Here is a 14,149-nt window from a genome sequence, read left to right as displayed (position 1 = left end):
GCCTCCAACTCTGCCATCATCGGCACAAACACAGACGATGGGGCGGATAGTCGATGTTCCTCAACTTCCTTGACGAGCTGCGCGTGGCCGGCATTCCGGCGAGCCTGAAGGAGCATCTGCTGCTGCTCGAAGCGCTCGACAAAGAGGTGATCGAGCGCACGCCCGAAGATTTCTACTACCTCTCGCGCTCCGTCTACGTGAAGGACGAGGGGCTGCTCGACAAGTTCGACCAGGTGTTCGCCAAGGTCTTCAAGGGGATCGAGACGAGCTTCGCGCAGCAGGGCGCGGAGATCCCCGAGGACTGGCTGAAGGCGATCACCGAGAAGTTCCTGACGCCCGAGGAGATGGAAGCGATCAAGTCGCTCGGCTCGTGGGAAGAGATCATGGAGACGCTGAAGAAGCGTCTGGAGGAACAGCAGAAGAAGCACCAGGGCGGCAACAAGTGGGTCGGCACCGGTGGCACGTCGCCCTATGGCAATTCGGGCTACAATCCCGAGGGCGTGCGGATCGGCGGCGAATCCAAGCAGAAGCGCGCGCTGAAGGTGTGGGACCAGCGCGAGTTCAAGAACCTCGACAACACCAAGGAGCTGGGCACCCGCAACATCAAGATCGCGCTGCGCCGGCTGCGCAAGTTCGCGCGCGAAGGTGCGGCGGACGAGCTGGACATCGACGCCACGATCGACGGCACGGCGCGGCAGGGCTGGCTGGACGTCCACATGCGCCCGGAACGTCGCAATGCGGTGAAGCTGCTGCTGTTTTTGGACGTCGGCGGCTCGATGGATCCGTTCGTGAAGCTGTGCGAGGAATTGTTCTCCGCCGCCACCAGCGAGTTCAAGAACCTGGAATTCTACTATTTCCACAACTGCCCGTACGAAGGCGTGTGGAAGGACAACAAGCGCCGCTTTGCCGAGCGGACGCCGATGTGGGACGTGCTGCACAAATTCCCGCACGACTACAAACTGGTGTTCGTCGGCGACGCGTCGATGAGCCCGTATGAGATCACCCATCCCGGTGGATCGGTGGAGCATTTCAACGAGGAATCGGGCGCGGTGTGGATGCATCGGCTGACCACCACCTATCCGGCCGCGGTGTGGCTGAACCCGGTGGCGCAGGCGCAATGGGGCTATTCGCAATCGGTGAAGGTCATCCGCGAGCTGATGAACGACCGGATGTACCCGCTGACGCTCGCGGGCCTCGACGACGCGATGCGCGAGTTGACGCGCAAGCGGTGATGGAAATGCGCCAAGTCGCTTAAGCGGCTTGGCGCCTATCAGGTCCGGCAGCGCTCCGCCGGCGTAATAGAGTCAGCGCGGACCGCGCCAGATGCGGACGCGCGCGTTCGGCTTCACGCCGCCCTGATGCGCGGGGCAGCGGGCGTATTTGAAGCTCTTGTCCATGCAGATCCACACCTCGTCCAGCCATCCCTGGCGATCGGTGGTGATCTTCATCATGTCCGCACGCATCCCCGGATTGACGCGCGCGATTGCCGTCGCGAGCTTGCCGGCGGACAGCGGCTGGCGCGAGAGCGCGACCATGTCGGGGTAGCGCAGCTTGGCAAAGAGGCTGGTCGATTTGGCGAAATAGCTGTCGGGCGTTTCGCCGGCCATGCAGGTGCCGTGCTTGGCCCATTCGTGCTGAAGCAGCTGTGCTGACGGCGTGGAGCAGATGTTGGCGCGAATGGTGCGCTCCGCCAACAGCGGCGTCGCCTTGCAATATTGCGGCCACTCCTTGCCGATCCCGTCGGGCCACAAGCCATGCAGAACGAAGCCGAAGCGATTGGCGTCGCCGCACTGGAAACGCGAGCGCGCCGCGCGGTCAGGCTGGCGGCAATGCTGCGGCGACCAGCTGATCGCCAATGTATAATGACCGATCGGCAACAGGCGCTGCGGCTCGCGCTCGCTCGGCAGATCGGGGCGCACCGTCATCATGCTCGCATCGGGTGCGGTGCACTGATATGCCTGCGCCGAGGCGACACCCGGCACCATCGCGATCGCCAGCCCAATCCACCGCTTCATCACCATCACCTTTTGATCTTCGCTCCCGCGCCTATCGCTGGCGCGCGATGAACCGTCCCTGTCGCACGATCGCTGTGTGGCCACCACGCGAGGCGCCAGTCACGCGGCGCGCTGAACCCCAAGCGCATCTATCATGCAAGCGCGAAATCGAGCCCGATATCGGCCGCCGGCGCCGATTGGGTGAGCCGGCCGACGCTGATGAAGTTCACGCCCGTCTCGGCAATGGCGCGGATCGTGTCGAGCGACACGCCGCCCGACGCCTCCGACGGCAAGCGCCCGTCGATCAGCGCGACCGCCTCGCGAAGCATCGGCGGTGGCATATTGTCGAGCAACAGCCGCGTGGCGCCGGCGGTGAGCGCCGGCTCGATCTGGTCAATGCGATCGACCTCCACGATGATCTCGGCCACACCGGCGGCCCGGGCGCGGCGCACCGCCTCCGCCACGTCGCCGGCCACCGCGACATGGTTGTCCTTGATCATCGCCGCATCCCACAGCCCCATGCGATGGTTCTGCGCGCCGCCCATGCGCGTGGCGTATTTCTCGAGCAGGCGCAGACCCGGCAGCGTCTTGCGCGTGTCGAGCAGGATGGCGCCGGTGTCCTCGATCCGATCGACATAGCCGCTGGTCATGGTCGCGATGCCGGACAGGTGCTGGACGGTGTTCAGCGCCGATCGCTCAGCGGTAAGCAGGGCGCGTGCCATGCCGCCGATGCGCATGAGCGCCGTGCCGGCGGGCACCCGCGCCCCGTCCTCGACCAGTTGCTCGATCGTTGCCGCGGGATCGAGCTGGCGAAAGAACGCGGCGGCGATTTCCAGCCCCGCGACGGTGATCGCGTCACGGGTCGCCATGACTGCATCGAAGCGCGCATCCGCCGGGATGACGGCTTCCGACGTGACATCGACGCCCGGTCCGAGATCCTCGCGCAGCGTTGCGGCAACAAAGGCGGTCGTGTCGAAGCCCTGGATCATGGCAGCGACTCCTCGGGCTGCACGCCCCACAGACGGCTTGCCTCAACAAAGCCCGCCTGCCCCGCCACGTCGAACCGGCACCAGCCGCGCGCGCACTGGCTGATGCGGCCCACCACGCCCGGCTCGGCGCGCCAGAGCACGCGCGCACCGAACGCGGGCTGTTCGCGCAGCTCGGTGACGGCGCCCTGGACGATCGCGGTGCGCGTGCTGCTGACCAAGGTGCCGAGCATCCAGCCCTGCTCGCCCGCGGGATCCTCGACCTTGCGCCATTCCTTGAACACATCCACGACACGCACCGGCAGATCGCGGCGCACGTACAGCCAGGTGGCGGGATAGGACCGGCCCGGGCCGGAGCGCATGCGCGCCTTTCCGGCGCCGATCGAGGCGAAATACGGGGGCTTCGGCTTGTCCTTGCCCGCCTGTGCCGCGCCATCGCCGGCCACGAGCGCAACAAAGACAGCGAGCGTCGTCAATCCTGCCGTCCACCGCCGCATCGTCATCCCCTGTCAGCCTCGGCCTGCTTTGCCGCACGCGAGCTAACGCTTCAACCGATCGTTGACGCCCCTGCCTTGCTTCGTCACAGCAAGACCATGGTCGATAGCCGCCGATGCCCCAATCCCCGGGTTGTTGTGACCCGCGAGCTGCCCGACGCCACGATGAACCGGCTGGAGGCGCTGTTCGACACGGTCAACAACCGTGCCGATCTGGCGATGTCGCGCGAGCAGCTGGCGGCGGCGATGGCGGATTGCGACGTGCTGGTGCCGACGGTGGTCGACAGCATCGATGCCGACCTGATCGCAGGCGCGGGCGAGCGATTGAAGCTGATCGCGAATTTCGGTGCGGGCGTGAACCACATCGACCTGAAGGCCGCGCGGGCGCGCGGGATCATCGTCACCAACACGCCGGGCGTGCTGACCGAAGACACCGCCGACATGACGATGGCGCTGATCGTTTCCGTGCCGCGCCGGCTGGCTGCGGGCGAGAAGCTGGTGCGCTCGGGCGAGTGGAAGGGCTGGAGCCCCGGCGGCATGCTGGGCCACCGTATCGGCGGCAAGGCGCTGGGCATCGTCGGCATGGGCCGGATCGGCCAGGCGGTGGCGCGGCGGGCGCGGGCGTTCGGCCTGTCGATCCACTACCACAACCGGCATCGCCTGCCCAAGGTGGTGGAGGCCGAGCTTCAGGCGCAATGGCATCCCAACCTCGATGAGATGCTGGGCGCGATCGATATTCTGACGATCCACACGCCGCTGAACGCGGACAGCGCAGACATGATCGACGCAGCGCGCATCGCGCTGCTGCGGCCGCATGTCTATCTGATCAACGCCAGCCGCGGCGGGATCGTCGACGAGGATGCGATGATCGACGCGCTCGAAGCCGGGCGGCTGGCCGGTGCGGGACTGGACGTGTGGACGCACGAGCCGCGGATCGATCCGCGGCTGCTGGCGCTGCCCAATGTCGTCATGACGCCGCACATGGGATCGGCGACGTTCGAAGGCCGGCTGGCGACGGGCGAGAAGGTGATTGCCAACATCCGCATGTGGGCGGATGGACACCGGCCGCCTGACCAGGTGCTGGAAGGCTGGGCGTAACCTGAACTTTCGTTAATTTACGTTGCCGAGGGGAACGGCTGCGGCGGCGCAGCATTTTTCCGATTGTTCAAAAACTCGGAGAAACGATCATGAAGAAGGCGATCCTTCTGCTGATGCTTGGCGCCACCGCGGTTTCCACCTCGGCCTGCTCCACCTTGCGTGGCGCGGCGATCGGCGGCGCGGGCGGTGCCGGTGTGGCCGCGGCGACGGGCGGCAGCGTGGAAAAGGGCGCGGCGGTCGGCGGTGCCGGCGGTGCGGTGGTCGGGACGATCGTCGACAATTGAGCCGCGTGGCGCAGGTGCCGCTCGCCTGACGCGGGCGGCACCTGCCACGATCAATCGCCGGTCAGGATGCGATCGACGAGTTGCTTCACGGTGGGCACGAAGCCGTTGGAGTAGAACGGATCGCGCTTGAAATTGTACGCGGCGTGGCCGGCAAACATCAGGTTCGCCTCCGTATCGCCGCCGTGGGCGATCTCCTGCAGCGTCTTCTGAATGCAGAAGCTGCGCGGATCGGCGAGCCGGCCGGTCGAGTTCGTCTCGGTATCCGCCCAGCTCGAGAACAGGCACTGGCTGAGGCAGCCCATGCAATCTGCCTGATCCTTGCGGATCTCCGCCTTTTCCTGCGGCGTGACGAACACCAACGTATTGTCGGGCGTCTTCAGCGCATCGGTGAAGCCGTGGCCGAACCATTCGCGCGCGCGCAGCAGGTCGCCCTTGGTCACCCAGAAGTTCTTGCCCTTCACGCCCACGTCGAGCTGGAAGACGTGGTCGCCCGCCTCCTGCGTGGAGAAGGCGATCTGACGCTCCGAGCGTGCCTCAAGGCTGCGCAGGAACGGGTTGCGCACGGCAGACGAATAGAAGCCGGTCGGCGAGAAGCGATGCAGGAGGACGTCGCCCTCCTCGATCGTCATCAGCCGTTCCTTCCACTCCTGCGGGATCGGGCTTTCCTGCGTCAGCAGCGGGCGCGTGCCGTATTGGAAGGCGATCGCGCCGAGCTCGGGATTGTCGATCCAGTGGTTCCAGTCGCGCAGGTACCAGACGCCGCCGGCCATGATGATCGGCGTGGTATCCGGAATGCCGCCTTCACGCATCGTCTCGCGCAGCGCCTTCACACGGGGATAGGGATCCTCGGGTTTCAGCGGATCTTCGGCGTTCGACAGGCCGTTGTGACCGCCGGCAAGCCACGGATCCTCGTAGACCACCGCGCCGAGCAGTTCCGACACCTTGGAATAAGCACGCTTCCACAGCGCGCGGAAGGCGCGGCCGGAGGAGACGATCGGCAGGTAATTGACGTTGTGCGCCGCGGCGATCTCGCTGAGCTTGTACGGCATGCCCGCGCCGCAGGTGACGCCGGCGACCAGACCCTTGGTCCGCTCCAGCACGCCCTGCAGCACGCGCTGCGCGCCGCCCATTTCCCACAGCACGTTGATGTTGATCGCGCCCTTGCCGCCGGCGATCTCCCAGGCGCGCTGCACCTGCTGCACGGCGCCCTCGATGGCATAGGCGATCAGCTCTTCGTGGCGCTCGCGGCGCGTGGCGGCGTGATACACCTGGGGCACGATCTTGCCCTCGGGATCGTAGCTGTCCGCATTCACCGCACTGACGGTGCCGATGCCGCCAGCCGCGGCCCAGGCGCCGGCCGAGGCATGGTTCGTTGCGGCAACGCCTTTTCCGCCCTCCACCAGCGGCCAGACTTCGCGGCCGTTGTAGACGATGGGCTGAAGCCCCTTGAACACGGCAGATGCCACGACTTTGCTGTACCTCCAGTGAAACGGATAAGGCGCTCTAGCGAGAAAGGTTGCGCGGGGCGAGGAAATTACGCCCCGTGGGCGAGCACCCCCGGTCGGCCAAGCGCGGATTCGTAGAGCGCGGCGTAGCGATCGATCATCTGGCGCTCGTCAAATTCGACCTGCGCCTTGCGACGATTCGCCTCCCCGACCGAGCGACGCAGATCGGGATTGGCGATCAGCGACTGCATGGCATCGCGCAACCGCACCTCGCCGTGAAATTCGGTGATGAAGGGCCGGTTCTCGGGCGCGACCATCGCCGGGACATCGCCGACCGGCGGGGCGACGATCGGCAGGCCGGCGGCCATCGCCTCCACCACCGAGATGGGGAATTGTTCGGAGCGCGATGACAGCGCGAGCATGTCGAAATGGCCGAGGAAGCGGTACGGGCGGTCGAGAAAGCCCGGCATGACGAGTTGGTCGTCGATGCCCATCGCCAGCGCCGCCTGCTCGATCGCGGCGCGCTCCGCCCCCTCACCCACGATCACCAGGCGGAAGCGACCGGAGAGGCCGCCGGCAGCGCGGACGAGCGCCGGCAGATCCTTGACCGCACGCAAGCCGGCGACGGTGCCGATCACCACTTCCTTGGGCTTGCGCACGAAGCCGGGGATCGCCTTTGGCTCCGGTGTGGCGGTGTAAAGGCCGGTGGCGATGCCGTTCACGATGCGGTGGACCTTGGCGCGTGGTTGCTTCCAGGTTTCCAGCGCGATCCGCTCCAGCGTGGTGGAGGGCACCGCCAACCCATGCGCCGCGCCGAGCGCCAGCCGGCGGTAGAGATTGCGCTCGCGCTTCAGGCCGGCGGCCTCGTCCTCGTTGAAGCCATCCTCGTGATGGACGACCGGCGGGGTGCCGCGGCCGAACACGCGGCGCGCCATGACGCCGTCGATCGCTCCCCAATTGTAGGTCAGCACCAGATCGAAGCGGCGCATGTACTTCGCGATCGCCTCGTAGCGCGCGAGCGAGGGCCGGCCCTGCAACGGCGGCGGGTTCTGCGCGATCTCGTACTTCACACCCTTGGCGATCCGCTCGCGCGCGCCGTAGCGCCCTTCCATGCCCGATACGATCGTGTGGCGCGCGCGATCGCCGAACGCGTTCATCAGCCGCGTGGCGCGCGCTTCCTTGCCGCCCAGATCGAAGGTGGAGTGGAGGTGAAGGATGTTGATCGGCTGGGGCATCGGATCAGCGGCTTAGCCTTGCGAATGTTGAGGATGTCGAGGCGCCGGCGCGATCAAAACGCGGTGCGGAACTTCGCAAAAATGACGCACATATAAAAAGCGGGCGCGGTGCAAAGTTTCGAGCGGAGGGCGCAGCGCGGTCATGGCTGCGCCCATGGCACAGATGGCGTGTCGTAGGACAGGGGCTGGCGCGTATCAGGGCCGGAACGCATCCTTCGGCACATGGGTGATCCGGCAGGCGAGATCGGCCTCGCCGCTCGCCACGATCCAGTGATCGCCCGCGTCAACGATGCCGGTCGTGAAGACGACGTTGTCGAGATACATCTGGTCCTTGAGCGGCTCGGTAAGCGTGGGATTGGGCTCAAGCAGCGGCGTGTGCTGGGTCGCGAGGGTGCGCCACGGCTCGTCTTTGTCGAGCAGCGTCCAATAGGTGCGATAGATGCCGACGACGCCCGATGGCTCGACACCGTGCCAGAGGGTGAGCCACCCTTCCTGGCCGTCCACCGTGGTCAGCACAGGCTGCGCACCGCCGCCCATGCGCGCGGTGGCGGTGGTGGCGGCATGGGGGCGGATGCCGGGGTGGTCGCTCGGTTTCCAGTGCAGCGCGTCGGGGGACGAGGCGAGGTTGATCGAGGGGCCGGCGCGCCAGTCGCTGCCCGGCGGATAGGCGAAATAGAGGTCGCCCAGCGGGCGGGTCTGCGCCCAATATTTGCCGCCGATCTGCCCTTCGAAGATCAGCATGTCCTTGTTCTGGTGATCGAGGACGATGCCTTCGAGCTGCCAGTCCACCGCATCGGCGCTGGTGTAGAGCGTGGTGGAATGCCGCTCCGGGCTGACCGAGCAGCTGGTCATCAGATAGCGCGTCCCCACGCGACTGATCCGCGCGTCCTCGACGCCGTAATTCTGGTAGCTTGCGCGCGGCGCGATCGCGCGATCGTAATGCACCGCCTCGACGCGACGCCCTTCGGGATCGAGCTCGACGGGGAGCAGCCAGGACAAGGAGGTGAGCGCCATCACCTTCCACCCGCCGCCACGCATCATGAACTTGCGCGGATCGGCGGTGTCGACGAGCTGGAGCGGCCAGGGGTCGAGCGTGAAGCCGCCCCCCGCATCGCTGGCCTCCCAGCGGATCGCGCGAACGTGGCCGTCGCGCGTCGGATGGCGCAGCGCCTCGGCAATCCGCACCATCAGGAGAAGGTTGCCGTTGGGCAGCCGCGTCATGCCGGGATTGAAGGCGCCGAGGACATAGGTTTCCTCTTCGAGCTGCCCGGCGAGCGGCGAGCGCGACAGGTCGACGTCGCCCGGCGTGAAGACCAGATGGTCGAGCGGAAAGGTCATTCCTCGTCCTGCATGCGCGGGGAGATCGTCACCTGCTGCACCACCGCGCGGCGCGGCTGGGTGAGGAGGTAATGGACGCCGACGGCGATATCCTCGGCGCGCAGCATCTCTTCCTTGTTGATCCGCTCGACCTGATCGATGTCGTCCTTCACCATGTCGCTGCCGGTGAGGCCCGGCTCCACCAGCGAGACGCGCACGCCCTTCTTGCCCAGCTCGCGGCGCAGCGCGATGGCAAAGCCCTGGATGCCATATTTGATGCCGGCATAAACGGTGGAGTGCGCGCCGAGGACATAGGCGCTCATCGAGCCGACGAGCACGATATCGCCCTTGCCCTCCGCATCCTTGCCATAGGCGCCCATCGCCTTGGTCGCCTCCTGCGCGGACAGGAGGTAGGCGGTGAAGTTGCTGCCGATGGTGTAGCGCAGATCGGCCTCGCTCATTTCCGAAATGCCCTCGGCACCGCGCGCGGCATTGATCACCGCGACGTCGAGACCGCCGAGATACTCAGTCGCCGCCGCGAACAGGCGGGCGACGTTGCTTTCCTCGGCGAGGTCGATCGCCATGCCGTCACCCTCCCCCACCTCGCGGATGCGGGCGAGCGCATCCTGCAGATGCTGTTCGTCGCGGCCGCAGACAAAGACCTTCGCGCCCTCGCTCGCCAGCAGCACGGCGGTGGCGCGGCCGATGCCGGTGGTGCCGCCGGTCACCAGCACGCGGCGGCCGGCAAGCGGGGTGGTGGCGGTATGCGCGTCGGATCGGTTAATCATGAAAGCTCCCGTTGGGCGGCAAGCCTTGTTGACGCCTCAGGCGCTTGGCGGTTCCCCGGCGCGGGCGAGCAGCCGGTCGATCGCGCCCTGCACCGCCGGCTCGCTCAAGGTCGGCGCGTGGCCGATGCCGGGCAGCGTAACGAGCTCCGCCTCCAGCAGGGCGGCGACCATCCGCTCGGCCACAGCGGCGCTGAGAATATCCGATCGGCCACCGCGCACGATCAGCACGGGCGCGGTGCCGAACGCCGCGAGCGCGCGCCACATTTCGGGGCCATATTGATTGCCGGGCACGCGAAACGGCTCGGCGATGCGCGGGTCGTGATCGATAACGATGCGGCCGGCATTGTTGAGGCGATAGAGCCGCTTGGCCATCGCCAGCCAATCCTCGATCCCCCAATCGGGATAGCTGCCGCCGTGCGTTTCCTGGATCGCGCGCGCGGCGTGCATCCAGGTGGGCCAGTTGCTGGAGCGGGTGACGTGCCCGCGCACGCGAGCCAGGCCGATCGGGTCGACCTCCGGCCCGACATCGTTCAGCAGCGCGCCGGCGATGCGGCCGGGCATCATGCCCGCGAGCAGCATGGCGACGATGCCACCGAGCGAGGTGCCGATCACGACGAAGCGATCGATCTGCTGATCCGCGAGCAGCGCGGCGATGTCCTGCGCATAGGTGAGCGGGACGTAGCTCATCGGATCCTTGGCATAGGCGCTTTCGCCCCGCCCGCGCAGGTCGATCGCCAGCACGCGGTGCCGCCCCGCGACGCGCCGGGCGAGCGCGTCGAAATCGCGCGCGTTGTGCGTCAGGCCCGGCAGGCAGAGGATCGGCGGCGTGTCAGCCTCGCCCGGATAATCGCGGGCGTGCAGCCGGAGGCCATCGTTCGACCACCAAATCACATCTTTCCAGGCGGTCATGCTTGCACCTTTGCTCAGCCGGTGCCCATATCCACGCATGGCGTTCGACCCGCAAGCTTACCGGCCCGAAAGCACGATCCTGTCGCTGGGCGATCCATTCTACGATGTCGTTGAGGCGGCACGCTTTCCGCAAACGACCATAAAGTATCGCAACGATCGCGCGGCGGCCGAGGTCGGGCTGGACGGGCTGGACGACGAATCATGGGCGGCGCATTTTGGCCGGTTCGAGCCGCTGCCCGGATCGCTGCCGCAGCCGCTGGCGCTTCGCTATCACGGGCATCAGTTCCGCAGCTACAGCCCCGATATCGGCGATGGTCGCGGCTTCACCTTTGCGCAGCTGCGCGACCGCGCGGGGCGGCTGATGGACCTTGGCACCAAGGGTTCGGGCACGACGCCGTGGAGCCGCTTCGGTGACGGACGGCTGACGCTGAAGGGCGCGGTGCGCGAGGTGCTGGCAAGCGAGATGCTGGAGGCGCTGAACGTGCCGACGTCGCGCAGCCTGTCGCTGATCGAGACGGGCGAGACGCTGTTTCGCGAGGACGAGCCCTCCCCCACCCGCGCCGCCGTGCTGGTGCGGCTGAGCCACGGGCACATCCGCATCGGCACGTTCCAGCGGCTGGCGTTCGAGCGCGACGCGCAGGCGATGCGCCGGCTGGTGCGTTATGTCATGCGCGAGCTGTATGGCGAGGACAGCGACGATCCGGTGGCGCTGCTGACGCAGGTGGTGGAGCGCTCTGCGCGGATGACGGCGGCGTATCTGGCGGCCGGCTTCGTTCACGGTGTGCTGAACTCGGACAATATCAACGTCACCGGTGAAAGCTTCGACTATGGGCCGTGGCGGTTCGCGCCGAGCTGGGATGCGGGCTTCACGGCGGCCTATTTCGATGCGGACGGACTGTATGCCTTCGGCCGCCAGCCCGAGGCGGTGCATTGGAATGTGAAGCAACTGGCGGCGTCGCTCCGACTGATCACCAGAGCCGACCCGCTGATCCACGCGATCGACGGGTTCGCCGCGGCTTATCAGCCGGCCTTTACGCAGGCGATGCTGTGGCGGCTGGGGCGGCGCAGCGCCTCGCCCGATGCGGACTGCGCGCTGGTGCAGGCGACGGAAGCCGCGCTGCTGGCGACGCAGACGAGCATCGACCAGTTCTTCTTCGACGCCTTCGCCCAGCCGCTGCCCGACAGCTATGGCGCGGCATGGGATCGGGTGCGCACGCTGTTGGCCGCCGCGCCGCCGCGCGCCGACCGCTCGCACGATTATTGGGCGGGCACGCCCTGCGCCATGCCGATCGACGACGTGGAGGCGATCTGGGCGGCGATCCGCGATGCGGATGATTGGGCACCGTTCCATGCCAAGATCGCCGCGATCCGCGCGATGGGCGCGGCGCTGCGCTGAAACTTGTGTCGCCCGACGAATGTCCATAACGCCAGTTATCGTTTGTTGAGGGCATAATGTGAGCGACATCATCTCCTTCGAGCCCGCGACCGGTGCCGAATTGTGGCGCGGGACGATCGGAGACGTGGATGCCGAGGTCGCCGCGGCGCGTGCCGGCTGGTCGACCTGGGCGGCGCGGCCGCTGACCTATCGCATCGAGACCATGCGCCGCTTCGCCAATGTGGTGCGCGCGAGGCACGACGATTTCGCCGAGGTGATCGCGCGCGAGACGGGCAAGCCCTTGTGGGAAGCGCGCACCGAGGTGGACACGGTGATCGCCAAGGTGGACCTGTCGGTTTCCGCTTATGCCGATCGCACCGCGCAGCGCCGGCTGGACGCGCCGATGGGATCGCGCATGGCCTTGCGCCACAAACCGCATGGCGTGCTGGCGGTGCTGGGGCCGTACAACTTCCCAGCGCATCTGCCCAACGGCCACATCGTTCCCGCGCTGATCGCCGGCAACGCGGTGGTGTTCAAACCATCGGAAAAGACCCCGGCGACGGGCGCGTTTCTCATCGATTGCTATCGCGGCGCCGGGGTGCCCGAGGAATGCATCCGGCTGGTGCTGGGCGGGCCAGACGAAGGCCGCGCGCTGGCGGATCATGACGGGATCGACGGGCTGCTCTTCACCGGATCGGCGCGCACCGGCATCGCGCTGAACCGCGCCTTTGCCGAGAAGCCCGAAAAGATCCTGGCGCTGGAGATGGGCGGCAACAACCCCATCGTGGTGTGGGACACGCCCGACCTTTACGCCGCAGCGATCCTGATCATCCAGTCGGCCTATACCACCGCCGGGCAGCGCTGCACCGCGGCGCGGCGGCTGATCGTGGACGAGAAACTGTACGAGCCGCTGATCGAGCAGTTGAACGGCCTGCTCAACCGGCTGATCGTCGGCGCGCCGCATGACGACCCTGCACCCTTCATGGGGCCGGTGATCGACAACGAGACCGCCGACCAGCTGACCGAGAGCTTCCTCGCGCTGCTGATGCGCGGCGGGCGGCCGGTGCGGCATCTGGAGCGGCCGGATGCGAGCAAGCCGTTTCTTCTGCCGAGCATGATCGACATGACGAGCGTGAGCGATCGCCCCGACATGGAGCTGTTCGGGCCGATCCTGCAGGTGGTGCGCACCGCGACATTCGACGAGGCGATCGCGGAGGCGAACAATACCCGCTACGGCCTGTCCGCCTCGCTGATCAGCCAGACGCCGGCGCTGTACGACCGTTTCTGGGCCGGCGCGCGAGCCGGCATCGTCAATTGGAACCGACCGACCAATGGCGCCTCCTCCGCCGCGCCGTTCGGCGGGATCGGCTGGTCGGGCAACCATCGGCCGAGCGCCTATTATGCGGCGGATTATTGCGCCTATCCGGTGGTCTCGAACGAGGCAGATGCGGCACGCGCCTCGATCGGCATCGGGCTGCGCAACGCCTGAGCCGATCGGCGCGGCTGCAACCTGAAGCCGCCTTTCGGGGTTGAGCCGCCATGCGAACGATCGTTTCCACCATCGCCCTTGGCCTTGCGCTGGCCGCCTGCTCCTCCGAACCGGAGGCCGGCAATGCCGCCGCAGCGCCCGAGCTGACGCAAAGCGTCCCGCCCACATCGACCGCGCCGGCGCCGTCACCGGTGGCCAGTCCCTCGCCCGCCGCCAGCGCGCCGGCCGCCTCTGACAAGGTGCTCGCGCTGGAAGGCCTGGGCGATCTCAAGATCGGCGCCGCCGTGCCGCAGGGCAGCAGCTGGGCTGAGCGCGGCGCGCAGATCCCGGGCGGATGCCGCACGGTCAGCTCGCCGAAGTACGAAAGCGTTTATGCGATAGTGACTGACGGCAAGGTACGGCGCATCACCGTTAGCAAGGGATCGGACGTGAAACTGATCGAGGGGATCGGCCCCGGCGCGACCGAGCGGGAGGTGCGGCAATGGTTCGGCGGCTTCCGCGCCGAGCCGCACAAATACGAACCCGCGCCCGCCAAATACCTCACCGCGCCCAACGCCGCGAGCGGCGATCCTGCGCTTCGCTTCGAGATCGGGCAGGACGGCAAGGTGAGCGCGATCCATGTCGGGACCATGCCGGTGCTCGGCTATGTCGAGGGGTGTGCGTGAGCACGGTTCAAGGCCGGGTGGCATAGCAATCCTACGGCATCGGCAAGCATCGCTCGGTTGATGCCGAAGG

General features: G+C 67.1%; 14 protein-coding genes. 6 read left to right on the top strand and 8 right to left on the bottom strand.

The window, feature by feature from the left end:
• Positions 1–53 precede the first annotated feature (53 nt).
• The gene (locus tag SPDO_RS01750; protein ID WP_088365723.1) at positions 54–1,232 is read left to right on the top strand and encodes a vWA domain-containing protein; all 1,179 of its coding nucleotides are present in this window, start codon (positions 54–56) and stop codon (positions 1,230–1,232) included.
• A gap of 72 nt (positions 1,233–1,304) precedes the next feature.
• Here the strand turns inward: SPDO_RS01750 and SPDO_RS01745 are convergent, their stop codons facing one another.
• The 3 genes from SPDO_RS01745 to SPDO_RS01735 all read right to left on the bottom strand — a co-directional run bounded on the left by SPDO_RS01745 (position 1,305) and on the right by SPDO_RS01735 (position 3,483).
• Positions 1,305–2,021 carry a ribonuclease T2 family protein gene (locus tag SPDO_RS01745; protein WP_425441920.1) on the bottom strand — a complete coding sequence of 239 codons (717 nt, stop codon included), beginning with the start codon at positions 2,019–2,021 and terminating at the stop codon, positions 1,305–1,307.
• A 125-nt stretch (positions 2,022–2,146) separates the two neighbouring features.
• Positions 2,147–2,983: a carboxylating nicotinate-nucleotide diphosphorylase gene (gene nadC / locus SPDO_RS01740; RefSeq protein ID WP_088365722.1), complete on the bottom strand. Its 837-nt coding sequence runs from the start codon at positions 2,981–2,983 to the stop codon at positions 2,147–2,149.
• On the bottom strand, positions 2,980–3,483 hold the full coding sequence (locus SPDO_RS01735) for an SH3 domain-containing protein (RefSeq protein ID WP_088365721.1): 504 nt from the start codon (positions 3,481–3,483) through the stop codon (positions 2,980–2,982). The genes nadC and SPDO_RS01735 overlap by 4 nt, the downstream gene beginning before the upstream one ends.
• A 90-nt stretch (positions 3,484–3,573) precedes the next feature.
• On the opposite strand from SPDO_RS01735, the gene SPDO_RS01730 reads away from it, so the two are divergent.
• Together SPDO_RS01730 and SPDO_RS01725 are read left to right on the top strand one after the other, a co-directional pair.
• On the top strand, positions 3,574–4,572 hold the full coding sequence (locus tag SPDO_RS01730) for a 2-hydroxyacid dehydrogenase (protein WP_088365720.1): 999 nt from the start codon (positions 3,574–3,576) through the stop codon (positions 4,570–4,572).
• An 89-nt stretch (positions 4,573–4,661) separates the two neighbouring features.
• A complete protein-coding gene (locus tag SPDO_RS01725; protein ID WP_088365719.1) occupies positions 4,662–4,856 on the top strand; it encodes a hypothetical protein in 195 nt (64 codons plus the stop codon).
• A gap of 50 nt (positions 4,857–4,906) precedes the next feature.
• Here SPDO_RS01725 and SPDO_RS01720 read toward each other — a convergent pair whose 3' ends face one another.
• The 5 genes from SPDO_RS01720 to SPDO_RS01700 all read right to left on the bottom strand — a co-directional run bounded on the left by SPDO_RS01720 (position 4,907) and on the right by SPDO_RS01700 (position 10,550).
• Positions 4,907–6,310, bottom strand: coding sequence for an NAD(P)H-dependent flavin oxidoreductase (locus tag SPDO_RS01720; RefSeq protein ID WP_088365718.1), 1,404 nt, complete (start codon positions 6,308–6,310; stop codon positions 4,907–4,909).
• Positions 6,311–6,390: 80 nt separating this feature from the next.
• Positions 6,391–7,536 carry a glycosyltransferase gene (locus SPDO_RS01715; RefSeq protein WP_088365717.1) on the bottom strand — a complete coding sequence of 382 codons (1,146 nt, stop codon included), beginning with the start codon at positions 7,534–7,536 and terminating at the stop codon, positions 6,391–6,393.
• A 195-nt stretch (positions 7,537–7,731) separates the two neighbouring features.
• Positions 7,732–8,874 (bottom strand): glycoside hydrolase family 130 protein, encoded by a 1,143-nt coding sequence (locus tag SPDO_RS01710; protein WP_088365716.1) that lies wholly within the window; start codon positions 8,872–8,874, stop codon positions 7,732–7,734.
• Positions 8,871–9,641, bottom strand: coding sequence for an SDR family oxidoreductase (locus SPDO_RS01705; RefSeq protein ID WP_088365715.1), 771 nt, complete (start codon positions 9,639–9,641; stop codon positions 8,871–8,873). The genes SPDO_RS01710 and SPDO_RS01705 overlap by 4 nt, the downstream gene beginning before the upstream one ends.
• Before the next feature lie 36 nt (positions 9,642–9,677).
• Positions 9,678–10,550, bottom strand: coding sequence for an alpha/beta fold hydrolase (locus SPDO_RS01700; RefSeq protein ID WP_088366311.1), 873 nt, complete (start codon positions 10,548–10,550; stop codon positions 9,678–9,680).
• A gap of 37 nt (positions 10,551–10,587) precedes the next feature.
• Here SPDO_RS01700 and SPDO_RS01695 point away from each other — a divergent pair, with 37 nt between their 5' ends.
• From SPDO_RS01695 to SPDO_RS01685, 3 genes are read left to right on the top strand one after another with little or no spacing between them, the layout of a single operon-like run.
• Complete coding sequence (locus SPDO_RS01695; protein ID WP_088365714.1) at positions 10,588–11,946, top strand: protein adenylyltransferase SelO family protein; 1,359 nt, start codon at positions 10,588–10,590, stop codon at positions 11,944–11,946.
• 58 nt (positions 11,947–12,004) lie between these two features.
• Entirely contained in the window at positions 12,005–13,414 is a 1,410-nt protein-coding gene (gene astD / locus SPDO_RS01690; protein ID WP_088365713.1) for a succinylglutamate-semialdehyde dehydrogenase, read from the top strand.
• A gap of 50 nt (positions 13,415–13,464) precedes the next feature.
• Positions 13,465–14,079, top strand: a complete 615-nt coding sequence (locus SPDO_RS01685; protein WP_088365712.1) for a hypothetical protein — start codon at positions 13,465–13,467, stop codon at positions 14,077–14,079.
• The last annotated feature ends 70 nt before the right edge of the window (positions 14,080–14,149 follow it).

Origin of the sequence: Sphingomonas dokdonensis (assembly GCF_002197685.1) — a bacterium.
Taxonomy (GTDB): domain Bacteria; phylum Pseudomonadota; class Alphaproteobacteria; order Sphingomonadales; family Sphingomonadaceae; genus Sphingomonas; species Sphingomonas dokdonensis.
The sequence above is the reverse complement of the archived record's forward strand: the minus strand, read 5'-3'. Positions and strand labels throughout refer to the sequence as shown.

Bases quoted from the DNA above. Each gene is read 5' to 3' on its own strand.
- SPDO_RS01705 (WP_088365715.1), bottom strand. From the start codon at position 9,641: ATGATTAACCGATCCGACGCGCATACCGCCACCACCCCGCTTGCCGGC.
- nadC (WP_088365722.1), bottom strand. From the start codon at position 2,983: ATGATCCAGGGCTTCGACACGACCGCCTTTGTTGCCGCAACGCTGCGC.
- SPDO_RS01700 (WP_088366311.1), bottom strand. From the start codon at position 10,550: ATGACCGCCTGGAAAGATGTGATTTGGTGGTCGAACGATGGCCTCCGG.
- SPDO_RS01745 (WP_425441920.1), bottom strand. From the start codon at position 2,021: ATGGTGATGAAGCGGTGGATTGGGCTGGCGATCGCGATGGTGCCGGGT.
- SPDO_RS01685 (WP_088365712.1), top strand. From the start codon at position 13,465: ATGCGAACGATCGTTTCCACCATCGCCCTTGGCCTTGCGCTGGCCGCC.
- SPDO_RS01710 (WP_088365716.1), bottom strand. From the start codon at position 8,874: ATGACCTTTCCGCTCGACCATCTGGTCTTCACGCCGGGCGACGTCGAC.
- SPDO_RS01715 (WP_088365717.1), bottom strand. From the start codon at position 7,536: ATGCCCCAGCCGATCAACATCCTTCACCTCCACTCCACCTTCGATCTG.
- SPDO_RS01735 (WP_088365721.1), bottom strand. From the start codon at position 3,483: ATGACGATGCGGCGGTGGACGGCAGGATTGACGACGCTCGCTGTCTTT.
- SPDO_RS01750 (WP_088365723.1), top strand. From the start codon at position 54: ATGTTCCTCAACTTCCTTGACGAGCTGCGCGTGGCCGGCATTCCGGCG.
- SPDO_RS01725 (WP_088365719.1), top strand. From the start codon at position 4,662: ATGAAGAAGGCGATCCTTCTGCTGATGCTTGGCGCCACCGCGGTTTCC.
- SPDO_RS01695 (WP_088365714.1), top strand. From the start codon at position 10,588: ATGGCGTTCGACCCGCAAGCTTACCGGCCCGAAAGCACGATCCTGTCG.
- SPDO_RS01730 (WP_088365720.1), top strand. From the start codon at position 3,574: ATGGTCGATAGCCGCCGATGCCCCAATCCCCGGGTTGTTGTGACCCGC.